Raw genomic sequence first — 12,369 nt, forward strand, 5'->3', positions numbered from 1 at the left:
CGTTGTGGGTGCCGGGGGTGTAGTACTCGCGTTCGTGGTTGTTGACGTTGTCGCCGGTCTCGGTCTGCCACTTCGAGCCGTCGACGGCGGCGCCGGCGGGTCCGTCGAAGGTGTCGGAGAACGCAACCGCAGCAGCTGCGGTCGCGGCGGCGGGGGAGGCGTCCGGCGGATCCGCGTGCGCCGCGCCGGTCGCGGCGGACGCGACCAACACGGCGGACAGGGCCGCGAACAGGCATCTTCGGAGCAGGCGTGGAGAGGCCACAGCTCTTCCTTCCATGCAACGGCCGGTCCCACGGATGAGCCGGCCGAGGTGGGGGATGAAGGCATCGCCTCTTGATTTAAGGATTGAGGTAAGTGTGAGTCAATAGCTTGGTACGGACCACTGGTTCGAGGCCGGCATGGGGACCGGGGCAGTCCTCGTACTTCGCCACGAACCGGAGGCGTCAGGCCGCGTATTGGTAGGCCGGGTAGGTCAGATACCCGGCGTCACCGCCCTGGTAGTACGTGGTCTCGTCGACGGGAGCGATCGGGAGTCCGGCACGCAGCCGCTCGACCAGGTCGGGGTTGGCGATGAACGCCCGGCCGAAACTGATGAGGTCGGCTCCCAGCCCGAGCCAGTGGTCGGCCTCGGCCCGGCCGGCCTGCTTGGGTCCCATCGGAAGCGACGGGTTCACGACGAGGGTGCCCGGCCAGGCGTGGCGCAGGGCGACCAGCACCTCTTCGTCGGTGGTGGCCTCGAGATGGACGTAGGCCACCTCCAGCCGGGCCAGCTCGGTCAGCAACGTGGTGTAGAGCTTGAGCACGTCGGTCTCCTCCACGCCCCAGAACGTGCCGCCCGGAGAAAGGCGGATACCGGTCCTGGTCCCGCCGACGGCCTCGACGGTCGCCGAGGTCGCCTCGACGGCGAACCGGATGCGGTTGGCCACCGAGCCGCCGTAGCCGTCCGTGCGCAGGTTGGCGTTCGACGAGAGGAACTGCGAGATGAGATAGCCGTTGGCGCCGTGCAGTTCGACGCCGTCGAAACCGGCCTCGACGGCACGGCGGGCGGCGTGGGCGTACGAGGCGGCATGCTCAGGCACTTCGGCTGTGTCCAGGGCGCGCGGTGTCGGCGCGGGCTGGGGCCCGGTGGGAGTGAACACGTCGCCGACGGCGGGGACGGCCGAGGGGCCGACCGGCTGCGTCCCGGTCGTGTCGCGGTGCGAGACCCGTCCGCCGTGCATGATCTGGGCGAACGCCCGCCCGCCGTTGGCGCGTACGGCGGCGGTCACCGGCCGCCAGGAGGCCACCTGTTCATCGGTGTGCAGTCCCGGCGTACCGGGATTGGACTGCCCGACCAAGCTCGGCTGCACCCCTTCGGTCACGATCAGCCCGGCCGTCGCTCGCTGGGCGTAGTACGTCGCCATCGACGGGGTGGCCAGCCCGCCGGCGGCGGCGCGAACTCGTGTCATCGGGGCCATCACCACTCGATTGGGCAGGGTCGTGTAGCCGAGCTGATAGCTGTCGAAAAGGGTCGTCACTTCGGGACTCCATCGCGATCTGTCGTGCCCGGATCTCGGGTACGGCAGTTACGCTAAAACCTCACATGGATGTCAGAGGCAAGCGTTGTGGCGCGGGCAACAGTGGGAGGACGGCATGCGCATCGGGGAGCTCGCGTCACGAACGGGAGTCAGCGTCAGGTCCCTGCGCTACTACGAGGAACAGGGGTTGCTCAGCAGTTCCCGCAGCGCCGGCGGGCAGCGGCACTACACGGACGGGGAGGTCCAACGGGTGGCGTTCATCCAGGCGTTGTACGCCGCGGGGCTGTCCAGCCGCACCATCGCCGAGCTGCTGCCGTGCGTCGACGCCCCCAGCGAGGACCATTCCGACGCCGCGTTGGAGCGGATGGCGCAGGAGCGCGGCAGGCTCTCCGACCACATTGCCGACCTCGTACGCACCCGGGACGCGCTCGACGCGCTGATGGTCACAGTCCGAAGGCATCGGGAGACGCTGCAGCCGGCAGTGGCCGAGTGATCGAGGCGTCAGGGGTGCAGGGGCGGCAGCTTCCGGCGCCTACCGGTGACCCGGCCCTTCCTGAGCGTCTTGCCGGCCTGGACCACCAGCACGGCCCCGCCGATGCCGAGGGCGGCGGAACACATGGCGAGGATCAAGTCCAGTGGCTGTCGATCTCCTCGGAGAGACCCGATGCCATGGAGTAGTTGGCCCAGGCCGATCGCAAGTCCGCCCCATCCCGCGCGGGTGTCCGCATGCCTGCGTCGTTGCCGCCGGACAAACCAGGCGCCGATCACCACGAACACCATTGCGCTGGTGCTCAGGATTACCGCGTCGATCATCCCCCACCTCCCGGGCAAGCGTACCGATTCCCGCCAGGTGTCGGCTTCTACGGAGGTCAACAGGCCGTGGGCGGCTCAGGACCGTACGGGCCACCGGTGCGGCTCGCGGCCCAGAAGGCGCAGTGTCTCCTCGAGCGGATTCGACCCGGCCGATACGTCCAGAGCGGGGGCGAAGGCGTTTCCCGGGCCGCGGCGGGCCGGGTCGGTCGGCACCAGCCGGGCTGTGGCGAGCGCGGCGTCGAGGACGTCGTCGGACAGTTCCAGGCCCGTCCCGAGGGCAGCGGCGACGTCCCAGGCGTGCACCACGTAGTCGATGAAGTGGAAGCGGACGGCCTGCCGGCCGGGAAAGCTTCCGCCCAGCTCGGGGAGTGCGAACTCCCGCTCTGTGGAGGCGGGTTCGGCGAAGGCCGCGAGCACCGCCGTCGCGGCCACCCGGTGGACGCGGGCCGGTTCGCTCATGTCCTGCGGCTCCTGCCAGTGTGCCGCCTCTAGTCCCGCTCCGTGTGCGGCCGCCGCGAAACCGTGGTGCTGGGCGGTCATGTGCGCCACGAGCCGTCGCAGGTTCCAGCCTGCGCACGGGGTGTCGCGTTCCCAGTCCGCGCTCCGGGCCAGTTCCACCACCCGTAAGGCCTCGTTCACGGCGATCCGGTCGAGTTCCACGATGTTCGCTCCGGTGACAGTCATGGCTCGAGAATAAAATTGTGCGAACGATCGTGCAATTAGTTTGTTCAGGTCGCCCGGGGCACTGGCGCCCCGTCAGCGGCGGCGTTCCGCAGCCGGCTTGCGATGCCCACCCGGGCCCGGCGATAGCCGGTCTCCTCGTCGTGCAGCACGGAGAAGGCGTTGGCCGCTTCCATCAACGCGACCAGTTCGAAGGCGAGTTGGGGGACATCGGTGCCGGGGCGCAACTCGCCGCTCGGGCCGGCCTCGTCGATCGTGCGCTCCATCAGGTTCGTCCACGCCCGGTGGGCCGAGACCACCGCGTCGTGCACCGGCCCGGAGCGGGCGTCGAACTCGGCGATGACCCCGTAGAAGAAGCAGCCGCCCGGGAAGACCCGACCACGCGAGTACTCGAGCCACAGCTCGCACAGCTGCCACACCCGTCCGACTCCTGCCGGAACCTGCTCGGCAGGCCGGATCACCCGCTCGGCGAAGATCCGCCCGGCTTCGCGTATGGTCGCCAGCTGGAGCTCCTGCTTGGATCCGAAGAGCGCGAAAACCCCGCTCTTGCTCAGCTCCAGTTCGGAAGCGAGCCGCCCCACGGACAGCGCCTCCAGCCCTTCGACGGACGCGATGTCGACGGTGCGGCGCAGCACCAACTGCCGCGTGCGGTTGCCCCGCTCGACGCGGCCGTCGAGCCGGGGCGACCGAGCGGTCCCTGGTGCGGCGCCCTTTGAGCCTTCGATGCGTCTCACAACCGACCACCCTAAAGGCGGCTGGGGCCTTCTGGGCTTCGAGCACGGGCGCGGGCTAGGCGCCCTGCGTAGGCAGTACCTCCAGATCGTCGAACTGCGAGGTGGTGTAGGAGTCCAGGCCGACCTGGCCGTGGTCGTACGTGGCGTCGGCGACCTGGGCGACCTCTGTTCCGTCGATACGGGCCGTGATCGTCTTCCCGGAGAAGCCGAGTGAGAGCCGGTGCCAGGTGTTCGCTCCGGGGGAGGAGAGGCTGCCGCCGGCCAGGACTCGGGTGGTCTTGTCGGGTGCGAGGACCTCGAGCGACCAGGCGCGTCTTTGAAACGTTCAATTGCCGTTGACGGCAACGGCTCGGTATGCGGCGGAGCCGTCAGCGTGCGTCGGGATCGGACGGCTCGGAGGCGTCCATCGAGGTGTCGGTCTCGCCGTCGGCGTCGTCGCCCACGGCGAACACGCTCTCGCGCAGGGCGCGGATCGCTCCGTCGAGCTCGTCCACACCGTGCATCAGCCGGCCCCGCGCGGGGCCTTCGTCGATCATCGCGGCCGCGCCGTGCAGGTCCAGCCCGGCGTTGAAGATCTTCCGCACGACGCTCTCGCGGAGGTCGGCGGCGATACGGTCCCGCTCCCGGGTCAAGGACACCTCCGCCTGCAACGCCGCGTTGGCCGTCAGCGAGCCCCTGATCCGGTCCCGCAGACCATGAGCGGCCACCGCGATCAGCGCGCCGAGGACACTCCACAGCACCACGCGCCTGACGACCACCGCATCGGGCGTGGCCTGGATGACCGACGACACCGCCTGGACGGTCACGACCGCCACCACCACACACGCCGACTCCCATCGGCGGTGGAACAGCACCGACCAGATCAGCGGGACCAGCAGGACAAGTCCCACACCGGAGGCCACGCCTGAGGCCAGGATCAGCTCCAGGACCGAAACCGTGTACAGCAGCGGCACCAGAACCGGGGCCCACGACGGCAGTCGCTGCCACGGCAGAAGGAAGGCCCCGGCACACGCGAGCAGGAGCGTGACGCTCACCGCGTACTCCCACCAGGACCGCACGTGCCCGAACGGCACCAGCACACTGATCGTGGCCACCAGGGCAACCAGTGCGAACGGCACGGCCCTTGACGCCAGACCGGGCTGGCGGAACTGCCAACCGACGTGGCCGCCGTCGGTAACGACCCGTGCCGGCCAGGGATCGGTTGGAGATTCCACAGCAACACCCCCGTAGGACCGAAGCGCGCAAAGGCCTCATCGGGAGGCACATGCGACGGTGCGCATCGTATCCACTCACACCGCCGACGGCCCAACGCCCATGCCCACGTGATCCGAGCCGCACCGGAAACGACGTACACGACCACGACCCGTCCCATACGATGCCCTCCCGAACGGACCCTGCGGCGAATCAAGCCAGGCCCGCGGTACGGTCACAGACCCCCTGCTATGGTGCGCCGATGTCGATCAAGAAGTTCCAAGTCACCTTCGATTGCGCGGACCCCGAGCGCGTGGCCCGCTTTTGGTGCGAGGTGTTGGGGTACGTCGTGCCGTCGCCGCCGGACGGGTTCGATTCGTGGGGCGATTTCGATCGCTCGCTGCCGCCTGAGCGGCAGGGTGCGGGGTTCGTGTGCGGTGATCCCTCGGGCGAGGGCCCGCGTCTGTACTTCCAGCGCGTCCCCGAGGGCAAGGTCGTCAAGAACCGGGTGCATCTCGACGTGCGGGTCGGCACCGGGCTCGTAGGCGAGGAGCGCCTGGCCGCGCTCAAGGCCGAGTCCGCGCGGCTGGTGGCGCTCGGCGCCGTAGAAGTGCAAGTGCTGCTCGCCGATGAGTACAACGAGTCCTGCATCCCGATGCAGGACATCGAGGGCAACGAGTTCTGTATCGACTGAGCGTCCTCAGCCCGGCCAAGTGGCCTTCGTCGGCGTGAAGACGTGCTCGACGCGGGCTCGGAGCGTTCGGGATGTGTGTTGAACTCCCTTGTCCAAGGGGGGATTTCAACCTCAACATGTTCGTGGCGGTGCGGGACGGCCGGGTCGCGGTGACCAGCTTGCAGCCCTCGGCGTCCTTCACTGGACGGAGTCATTCCGACCCCGTCCCGCCGCTACGGGGGTCCGGCGTCCTTCCTCAGCGCCGCGGACCTTACGCCGGGCCGAGAGGGCGCTTGATGAGGTGTTGAGTTCCCGCTCGTGTAGATGCGCTGACCGGCACCCTGAAGGCCGCCCGTTCTATCCACCGCACGTCAGTACGTGGCTCAGCTGTGTTGGGGCCAACGTCGCGCGTCTACCGTCCCGTTGAGCCCAGTTGGGCACGAGCGAGACGAAAGAGGAAAGCATGCAGTCCACGACCCCCGTCGTCCTTGTTCACGGCTTCTGGCACGGAAGCTGGTGCTGGAGCCTGGTGAGCGAGCAGCTCGCGAGCCGTGGTGTCGCCTCGGTCGCCGTGGATCTTGACGGGCATGGGCTGAAGAGCCGCGCACCCGATCCCGATGGCAGCGGCCGTTCGACTCCGGGACCTTCGCCGAGGAGCCTTCGCCGTTGGCCGGGATCACGGCGTCCTCCGCAGCGGCGAGCCTTGTCGGGCAGATACGGCGGGTCGGCAACGGCCGGCCGTGTTTGGTCGTGGCGCACGGCGTGGGCGGCACAGCCGTCGCCGCCAACAGCGCGGAGGGGAGTCGCTGACGGCGGCCGATACTCAAGCCCAGGCGGACCCCGGTGAAGTGGCGTCACTGGACAGCCGCAGGAGCGAGGCTGCGCCGACCGCCGCTGCGAAGTCGCCCAACACGGCCTGACGAACGGGTATCGGCGCCCGGGGTCCGTACGTGACGACGTTCTCCCGCACCTCGTCTTCCAGAGGATTCATCAGCGACGGTCCGAGAGCGACGAGCTCGCCGCCGACCACGATCATGCTCGGCCCGAGTGCCTTGGCGAGCCCCGCCAGGACTCGGCCCGTGTGGATCGCGGCACGGTGCACCACCGCGTGAGCGCCTTGTTCTCCCACTCTGAGCGCGGCCGCCAGTTGTGCAAGGTCAGCAGCGGCAGGGTAGGCGTCGAGCACCGCCTTGGTCGATGCCACCGTCTGGAGACAGCCCCGGCTGCCGCAGGAGCAGGGTGCGCCCCCGGGCTCGGCCAGGATGTGGCCGAACCCGCCCGACCGTCCCTGAGTACCGCGGTGCAGAACTCCACCGGCCACCAGGCCTCCGCTGACACGGTGCGACAATTCCATATACAGCACGTCTGTCAGGCCTTTGGCCGCACCCCACGCTGTCTCGGCCAACGCCGCCAGCCGCGGAGCGTTGCCGATCCGCACCCGGGTGCCGAAGGTGCGGCCGAGCATGTCCGCCACGGCCCGCTCATCGAGCGTGCCCGAGGATTCGGTGGTCTGGTCTGTCACCGAAACTCCGACACCGCCAAGGGCGTTGAAGCCGGTAGCGGCCAGATTTGCGGCCAGTCTCCGCGCGATGGCGATACGTTCCGGCCACGGAGTGGCGGCAGGGTGCATTTCGCCGACCGTGTGTATCTCCTTGCGCGCGGCGGTGAGCGCGGCCAGTCGGACATGGCGCCGGCTGAAGTCGACGCCCAGTAGGCGGCCGGCGGCCGGATTGAAGGCGAGCTTCTCCGCCGGGCGCCCCCGCCCGCGTCGTTCGGTGTCCGGGACTGTCGCAGTCACCAGCCCACGGTCCACGAGTCGGCCGGCAACCTTGTACAGCGTCGTCCGTGACAACCCGCATCGCGCGCCGAGCTCACTTCGCGTCATGGGCCCCGACTCGCGCAGCAACTGCAGCACCCGGTCCGCATGTTGTCCGTTTGTGCCTGCTGTGGCGAGGGTCTGCATATATCGTGCACCTGCTCGTGTGTTCGGGTGGTGGCCCGGCTGTAGTGTCGGGCGGGCCACCAAGTGCACTGCTTCAGGGCATGGGGCCTCATCGAGGCCGACCCGCGCGCCTCACTCACGGCGATGTCCGTATCACCGGCACCGGGTTGGCGGGAGCTGCACATCGAACGCACCGAGGCGTCAGGCGCCGGCAGTGACGACCAGGGCCTGGAGGAGTGCCGGAACATGACATCCGGGCCGAAGCCGTCGTCGTGTGAGCTCAGGTGGCCAGGAGGCCGCCGTCGATGTTCAGGTCGTGGGCGTTGATACCGGTGTTGCGGAGCAGGAAGTCGGTGGCGTCGGCGATCTCGGCCATGGTGACCAGCCGCCCGATCGGCGTCTGCGCCGAATGCGGCGGGTCGGGGACGTCGCGCCACTTGGGGCTGTCGCCGATCAGGCCCGGGTGCAGGGCGTTGACGCGGTGTGGTGCGATTTCCACGGCGAGTGTCCTGACCAGGCCGGTGATCCCGGCGTTGAAGGTGGAGACGACCGTCGAGCCGGGGTAGGGGCGCTCCTTGGCGAGTCCGCCGAAGAGCACGACGGAGGCGTGCGGGGTGAACCGGTCGCGCAGCACACGGACGGTCTCCGCGTAGCCGACGAGTTTCATGGTCACTGCGGAGACCGCGTCGGTGATGCTGAACTGGGCCAGGGAGTTGGCCGCTTGGCCGACGGCGGTGATCACGAGGTGGTCGACCTCGGTCACGTCCGCCAGCGAGGCGCTGATCGTCTCGGGGCGGGCGAGGTCGAGGGCCAGCCCGCGGGTGTTGCCCCCGATCCGGTCCGCCACGGCCTCGGCACGTGCCTTGTCCCTGCTGGTGACGATGACGTCGTCGCCACGGCCGGCGAAGTGCTCGGCGATGGCACTGCCCAGCCCGCCGCTGCCGCCGACGATGAGGGTGCTGGTCATGCGGTGACCGTCCTTTCCTGCTGGGTGGACTCGAGGCTGTTGAGGGTGGCGTCGGCCTGCTCGCGCATGGCCGGTACGAGCTCCAGGGCGGCCGGCGGCAGGTTCGCCGTGACCGCTGCGAGTTCGGCGGGGGAGCCCACCCGCTCGAAGAAGCCGATGTTGAGGTGTGCGCCGACAGGTGGGGCCGAGGCGATGACTGCCCGGGAGAACTCTGCCCAGGCGTCGTCGGACATGTGCGCCGTAAGGGCCGGGAAGAGCAGCGGCTCCTCATGGTCGAGGTGCGAGTGCACCAGGTCCCGCACAGCGATCGCCGCGGCGATCAGCACCGCCCGATCGGCGACGTTGTGGACGGGAGCGGCGGCCAGCGCGTCCAGCGACGCGTCCAGCGCGTCGTGCTCCGCCGCCAGCTCGGCCAGTCCGGCCGCCGCCGCGGGATCAGCTGCGGTCAACTGCGGCCAGAGCACCTCGTCTTCGCTCTCGTGATGGTGCCGCAGCGCCGCGACGAGGAAGTCTCGCAACTCCTCCAGCGCGGCAGGTGGCGCGGCAGGCTTCCGCGCGGCGTCCGCGAGCAAGGACGTCGCCGCGCGGTGCATCTTGTGCAGCAGCCGGGTCTCGACGACCGCCGCGGAATCCGCCCCCTCAACGCTCACTGCAGGCTTCTCAACGCTCACCACAGGCTCCCCAGCGCTCACCGCAGGCCCCCAACGCTCTCCATGTGCACCCTGACGCTCACGACGGGCTCCCTCCCGGTTGGTTAATATCCACTTGGATACTAACGTAGCAGTAGCGGCGTTCGACGTGCCGCACGGCCGTAGAGTGATCACATGAAGGAGCCGTCGTGAACGACGCAGAGCCGGCCGACGAGTCGGTGGACGAGCCGCCACGCAGGCGCCGTCGGGATCCCGAGGGGCACCGGGTGGCCATCATCGAAGCGGCCCGCCACACCTTTGCCGAGCGCGGTTACGCCCGTACGACGCTGCGTGAGATCGCACGCCGTGCCGGCGTCACACACGGCCTGATCACGCGTAACTTCGCCTCCAAGGAACGGCTCTTCCTCGCGGCGGTACCGGGCAATCGCGACCTCGAACGCGTCGCGGCCGGTGACCCCAAGACGCTGCCCGACCGGATCGCCCATGCATTCGTACGGCGCCTGGAGTCCGACGCCGTCAACGACCCGCTGATCGCGCTCCTGCGCAGTGCCGCCTCCGACGAACGCGCCGCCGCCCACCTCCTGGTTGCGATGCAGGAGCACAGCGCCGCCGTGTACGGCTCCGTTCTGTCACCTGGTGAACCTGCCGTGCCGGACGGCGACTTGGACACGCGCGTGGCGCTGGTAGGGGCGCAGATGATCGGAGTGGCCTTCAGCCGCTACATCGCGCGCACCGAACCCCTAGCCTCGATGCCGCCCGACAAGCTCACCGAACACCTCACCCGGATCCTGCGGCAGATCCTCTTCGGCTGACTGCCTGTCCGAGAAGCTGTTGTCCTTCCGGAAGTGAATTATTCCGGAGGCGGTGGATTTAATCCGAAGCGATGTTCTTGCGAGTCCCCACTCGTGGAAGCCATTGTTGCGGAGTGAGCACGTACGCAAAGGCTGACGAAACACGCCACGACCCCGGGGCCGGACGCGGTGAGCCCACTCCGTCCTGGGCTGAAACCGAATGGCGGCGGAGACAAAGCGTAGGCGCGTGGTCAGGTCGGGCGCTGCTGTGGATCCTTGCCTCGGCCTTGGTCCTCTTCACGGCCGTCCTCGTCTGGGCCGTCACCATCGCCGGCGGAGGCTGGTACCTGCTGCCGGCGGCGTTCTGCTTTCTGGTTCCTCTGCCTCTCTGGTATTTTCTCGCCGACCGGCGACGCGTAATGAGCATTCCCCGAAGGGACTCGCAGTCGTAGGGCCGGACAAAGCGCTTCGCGCCTCGGATCAATTCGTCAAACCGGCCGAACTGCCCGGAGAGCCACTACGTTACCGACGTGGAAATCCACAACCGGTACCCGCCGGTGAGCATCTGGCCTACCGGCCCGACGCCATGGATGCACCGGCGCGGGGGATCGCTCGATGCCGCTGCCGGCGGCGACGCGTCCCCGGGCACGGACCCCGCCTGTCCTCCCCCGCAGCACGGGGTCCAGTGCCAACACCCAGCGTGCCCCGCCGACTTCTGACTGGACGGGGCGCACGAACAATGAGCGCAAAGCACGGAGGTTCTGTCGCATGCTCGACAGTCGTCAGCCAGGAAGGGTCCTGAGCGCCCTGTGCGTGGCCCTGGCCGCGGTATTGCTGGCCTCGTGCACGAGAGGGGAGGACACGGCCGACGGCGATCCCTCTCCCACCGCCAGTGCCTCGAGTTCCGCGCATGAGCCCAACGTGGTGTACGTCCTCACCGACGACCTGGCGTGGAACCTCGTGAAATACATGCCGCACGTACGCCAGATGGAGAAGAACGGGACGACCTTCACGAACTTCTTCGTCACCGACTCCCTGTGCTGTCCGTCGCGTTCGTCCATCTTCACCGGCCAGTACCCGCACAACACGGGAGTCTTCACCAACAACGGGAGGGACGGTGGTTACGGCGCCTTCCTGAAGAACGACGACGAACAGAAGAGCTTCGGTCCCGCGTTGCAGCGCGCCGGCTATCGAACCGGCTTCATGGGGAAGTACCTGAACGGGTATCAGCCTGCCGATCGCAACCGTACGTCCAAGCCCTACGTTCCGCCCGGCTGGGACGAGTGGGACGTCGCCGGCGACGGATACCCCGAGTTCGACTACGACCTGAACGAGAACGGCACTGTCGTGCCCTACGGGCATGAGCCCCGGGACTATCTGACGGACGTGCTGTCGAAGAAGGCGAGGTCCTTCGTGGGCTCCTCGGCGAAGGCGGGCAAGCCCTTCATGCTGGAGGTGGCGACGTTCGCTCCGCACGGTCCCTCCACACCCGCTCCGCGCGATGAGAACGCGTATCCCGGGCTCACCGCTCCCCGTACGAACGCCTATGACAAGGGGACCCTCAATGCCCCGAAGTGGCAGCACACGCTGTCCCCACTGACGTCGAAGGAACAGCGGGACATCGACGAGAAGTTCGCCAAGCGGGTGCGTTCCGTACAGGCCGTCGACGCGATGATCGGCCGCCTGGAAAGCACGCTCAAGGAGCAGGGCGTGGCGGACGACACCTACTTCGTCTTCGGGTCGGACAACGGCTTCCACATGGGCGAACATCGGCTCAGGCCGGGGAAGCAGACCGTGTACGACACCGACATCAAGGTGCCGATGATGGTCACAGGACCGGGTGTTCCCGCCGGTCGGCGTGTCTCGCGGCTTGCCGAGAACATCGACATGAACCCGACCTTCCAGGAACTCGCGGGCGTCAAGCCGCCGTCCACGGTGGACGGGCGCAGCCTCGCCGGCCTCATGCACGGCCACACCGAGGACGACTGGCGTCGGGCCCTGCTCGTCGAGCACCATCGCGCGGCGTCCAAGAACGGTGATCCCGACGCGGCACCCGACAACAGCGGCGATCCACCGGACTACGAGGCGCTTCGGACAACGGACGCCCTCTATGTCGAATACTCCGACGGGGAGCGCGAGTTCTATTCGACGGCCTCGGATCCCGACGAGTTGAACAACCGGGCAGGGTCACTCTCCGACGCACAACGAGCGTCACTGCAGCGCACCCTCACGGCGCTGCGGCACTGCAACGGACCAAGCTGCCGGACAGCGTCCGGCTCCACACGGAGAGCGCCCGAGGATGACTGAAGCGCGCGCTCTGCCCGTATCAGTTCTGTCCCTTGCTTCCGGCGGGCTGCTCCTGCTCGGCCACGTGGTTCCGTTGTTCCGACGGCCGTTGGAGTTCATGGAC

Annotated in this window: 14 protein-coding genes and 1 pseudogene; 6 read left to right on the forward strand and 9 right to left on the reverse strand. The window is 68.5% G+C overall.

Annotated features, from left to right (window positions below; genetic code table 11):
* Positions 1-262 (reverse strand): annotated as a pseudogene (locus tag ACGFYN_RS40355) (1,3-beta-glucanase); the annotation flags it as partial.
* 181 nt (positions 263-443) lie between these two features.
* Positions 444-1,517: an alkene reductase gene (locus ACGFYN_RS40360; RefSeq protein ID WP_393870979.1), complete on the reverse strand. Its 1,074-nt coding sequence runs from the start codon at positions 1,515-1,517 to the stop codon at positions 444-446.
* A 115-nt stretch (positions 1,518-1,632) separates the two neighbouring features.
* Here ACGFYN_RS40360 and ACGFYN_RS40365 point away from each other — a divergent pair, with 115 nt between their 5' ends.
* Positions 1,633-2,010, forward strand: a complete 378-nt coding sequence (locus tag ACGFYN_RS40365; protein ID WP_393870980.1) for a MerR family transcriptional regulator — start codon at positions 1,633-1,635, stop codon at positions 2,008-2,010.
* A gap of 8 nt (positions 2,011-2,018) precedes the next feature.
* Here ACGFYN_RS40365 and ACGFYN_RS40370 read toward each other — a convergent pair whose 3' ends face one another.
* The 3 genes from ACGFYN_RS40370 to ACGFYN_RS40380 all read right to left on the reverse strand — a co-directional run bounded on the left by ACGFYN_RS40370 (position 2,019) and on the right by ACGFYN_RS40380 (position 3,736).
* Entirely contained in the window at positions 2,019-2,330 is a 312-nt protein-coding gene (locus ACGFYN_RS40370; RefSeq protein WP_393870981.1) for a hypothetical protein, read from the reverse strand.
* 75 nt (positions 2,331-2,405) lie between these two features.
* Positions 2,406-3,014: a TIGR03086 family metal-binding protein gene (locus ACGFYN_RS40375; protein ID WP_393870982.1), complete on the reverse strand. Its 609-nt coding sequence runs from the start codon at positions 3,012-3,014 to the stop codon at positions 2,406-2,408.
* A gap of 44 nt (positions 3,015-3,058) precedes the next feature.
* Entirely contained in the window at positions 3,059-3,736 is a 678-nt protein-coding gene (locus ACGFYN_RS40380; RefSeq protein WP_393871052.1) for a TetR/AcrR family transcriptional regulator, read from the reverse strand.
* Between ACGFYN_RS40380 and ACGFYN_RS40385 the strand changes: the two genes are divergently transcribed.
* Positions 3,735-3,959, forward strand: a complete 225-nt coding sequence (locus ACGFYN_RS40385; protein WP_393870983.1) for a hypothetical protein — start codon at positions 3,735-3,737, stop codon at positions 3,957-3,959. The two genes, ACGFYN_RS40380 and ACGFYN_RS40385, sit on opposite strands and share 2 nt — an antisense overlap.
* 154 nt (positions 3,960-4,113) lie before the next feature.
* Here ACGFYN_RS40385 and ACGFYN_RS40390 read toward each other — a convergent pair whose 3' ends face one another.
* Complete coding sequence (locus ACGFYN_RS40390; protein ID WP_393870984.1) at positions 4,114-4,839, reverse strand: hypothetical protein; 726 nt, start codon at positions 4,837-4,839, stop codon at positions 4,114-4,116.
* Positions 4,840-5,198: 359 nt separating this feature from the next.
* Between ACGFYN_RS40390 and ACGFYN_RS40395 the strand changes: the two genes are divergently transcribed.
* Both ACGFYN_RS40395 and ACGFYN_RS40400 read left to right on the forward strand, forming a co-directional pair.
* On the forward strand, positions 5,199-5,630 hold the full coding sequence (locus ACGFYN_RS40395; protein WP_393870985.1) for a VOC family protein: 432 nt from the start codon (positions 5,199-5,201) through the stop codon (positions 5,628-5,630).
* A gap of 442 nt (positions 5,631-6,072) precedes the next feature.
* Complete coding sequence (locus ACGFYN_RS40400; RefSeq protein ID WP_393870986.1) at positions 6,073-6,456, forward strand: alpha/beta fold hydrolase; 384 nt, start codon at positions 6,073-6,075, stop codon at positions 6,454-6,456.
* On the opposite strand, the gene ACGFYN_RS40405 is transcribed toward ACGFYN_RS40400, so the two are convergent.
* The 3 genes from ACGFYN_RS40405 to ACGFYN_RS40415 all read right to left on the reverse strand — a co-directional run bounded on the left by ACGFYN_RS40405 (position 6,433) and on the right by ACGFYN_RS40415 (position 9,168).
* Positions 6,433-7,572 (reverse strand): ROK family protein, encoded by a 1,140-nt coding sequence (locus ACGFYN_RS40405; protein ID WP_393870987.1) that lies wholly within the window; start codon positions 7,570-7,572, stop codon positions 6,433-6,435. The two genes, ACGFYN_RS40400 and ACGFYN_RS40405, sit on opposite strands and share 24 nt — an antisense overlap.
* A 259-nt stretch (positions 7,573-7,831) precedes the next feature.
* Positions 7,832-8,518 carry an SDR family NAD(P)-dependent oxidoreductase gene (locus tag ACGFYN_RS40410; RefSeq protein WP_393870988.1) on the reverse strand — a complete coding sequence of 229 codons (687 nt, stop codon included), beginning with the start codon at positions 8,516-8,518 and terminating at the stop codon, positions 7,832-7,834.
* Positions 8,515-9,168, reverse strand: coding sequence for a hemerythrin domain-containing protein (locus ACGFYN_RS40415; RefSeq protein WP_393870989.1), 654 nt, complete (start codon positions 9,166-9,168; stop codon positions 8,515-8,517). Before ACGFYN_RS40415 ends, ACGFYN_RS40410 begins: the two co-directional genes overlap by 4 nt.
* Before the next feature lie 188 nt (positions 9,169-9,356).
* On the opposite strand from ACGFYN_RS40415, the gene ACGFYN_RS40420 reads away from it, so the two are divergent.
* On the forward strand, positions 9,357-9,980 hold the full coding sequence (locus tag ACGFYN_RS40420; RefSeq protein WP_393870990.1) for a TetR family transcriptional regulator: 624 nt from the start codon (positions 9,357-9,359) through the stop codon (positions 9,978-9,980).
* Between the two features lie 747 nt (positions 9,981-10,727).
* Positions 10,728-12,266, forward strand: a complete 1,539-nt coding sequence (locus ACGFYN_RS40425; protein ID WP_393870991.1) for a sulfatase — start codon at positions 10,728-10,730, stop codon at positions 12,264-12,266.
* Positions 12,267-12,369: the final 103 nt, after the last annotated feature.

It is taken from the genome of Streptomyces sp. NPDC048419 (genome assembly GCF_043200415.1).
In the GTDB taxonomy this organism is placed as follows: Bacteria; Actinomycetota; Actinomycetes; order Streptomycetales; family Streptomycetaceae; genus Streptomyces.

Bases quoted from the DNA above. Each gene is read 5' to 3' on its own strand.
- ACGFYN_RS40400 (WP_393870986.1), top strand. From the start codon at position 6,073: ATGCAGTCCACGACCCCCGTCGTCCTTGTTCACGGCTTCTGGCACGGA.
- ACGFYN_RS40405 (WP_393870987.1), bottom strand. From the start codon at position 7,572: ATGCAGACCCTCGCCACAGCAGGCACAAACGGACAACATGCGGACCGG.
- ACGFYN_RS40370 (WP_393870981.1), bottom strand. From the start codon at position 2,330: ATGATCGACGCGGTAATCCTGAGCACCAGCGCAATGGTGTTCGTGGTG.
- ACGFYN_RS40375 (WP_393870982.1), bottom strand. From the start codon at position 3,014: ATGACTGTCACCGGAGCGAACATCGTGGAACTCGACCGGATCGCCGTG.
- ACGFYN_RS40425 (WP_393870991.1), top strand. From the start codon at position 10,728: ATGCTCGACAGTCGTCAGCCAGGAAGGGTCCTGAGCGCCCTGTGCGTG.
- ACGFYN_RS40365 (WP_393870980.1), top strand. From the start codon at position 1,633: ATGCGCATCGGGGAGCTCGCGTCACGAACGGGAGTCAGCGTCAGGTCC.
- ACGFYN_RS40395 (WP_393870985.1), top strand. From the start codon at position 5,199: ATGTCGATCAAGAAGTTCCAAGTCACCTTCGATTGCGCGGACCCCGAG.
- ACGFYN_RS40410 (WP_393870988.1), bottom strand. From the start codon at position 8,518: ATGACCAGCACCCTCATCGTCGGCGGCAGCGGCGGGCTGGGCAGTGCC.
- ACGFYN_RS40385 (WP_393870983.1), top strand. From the start codon at position 3,735: ATGCGTCTCACAACCGACCACCCTAAAGGCGGCTGGGGCCTTCTGGGC.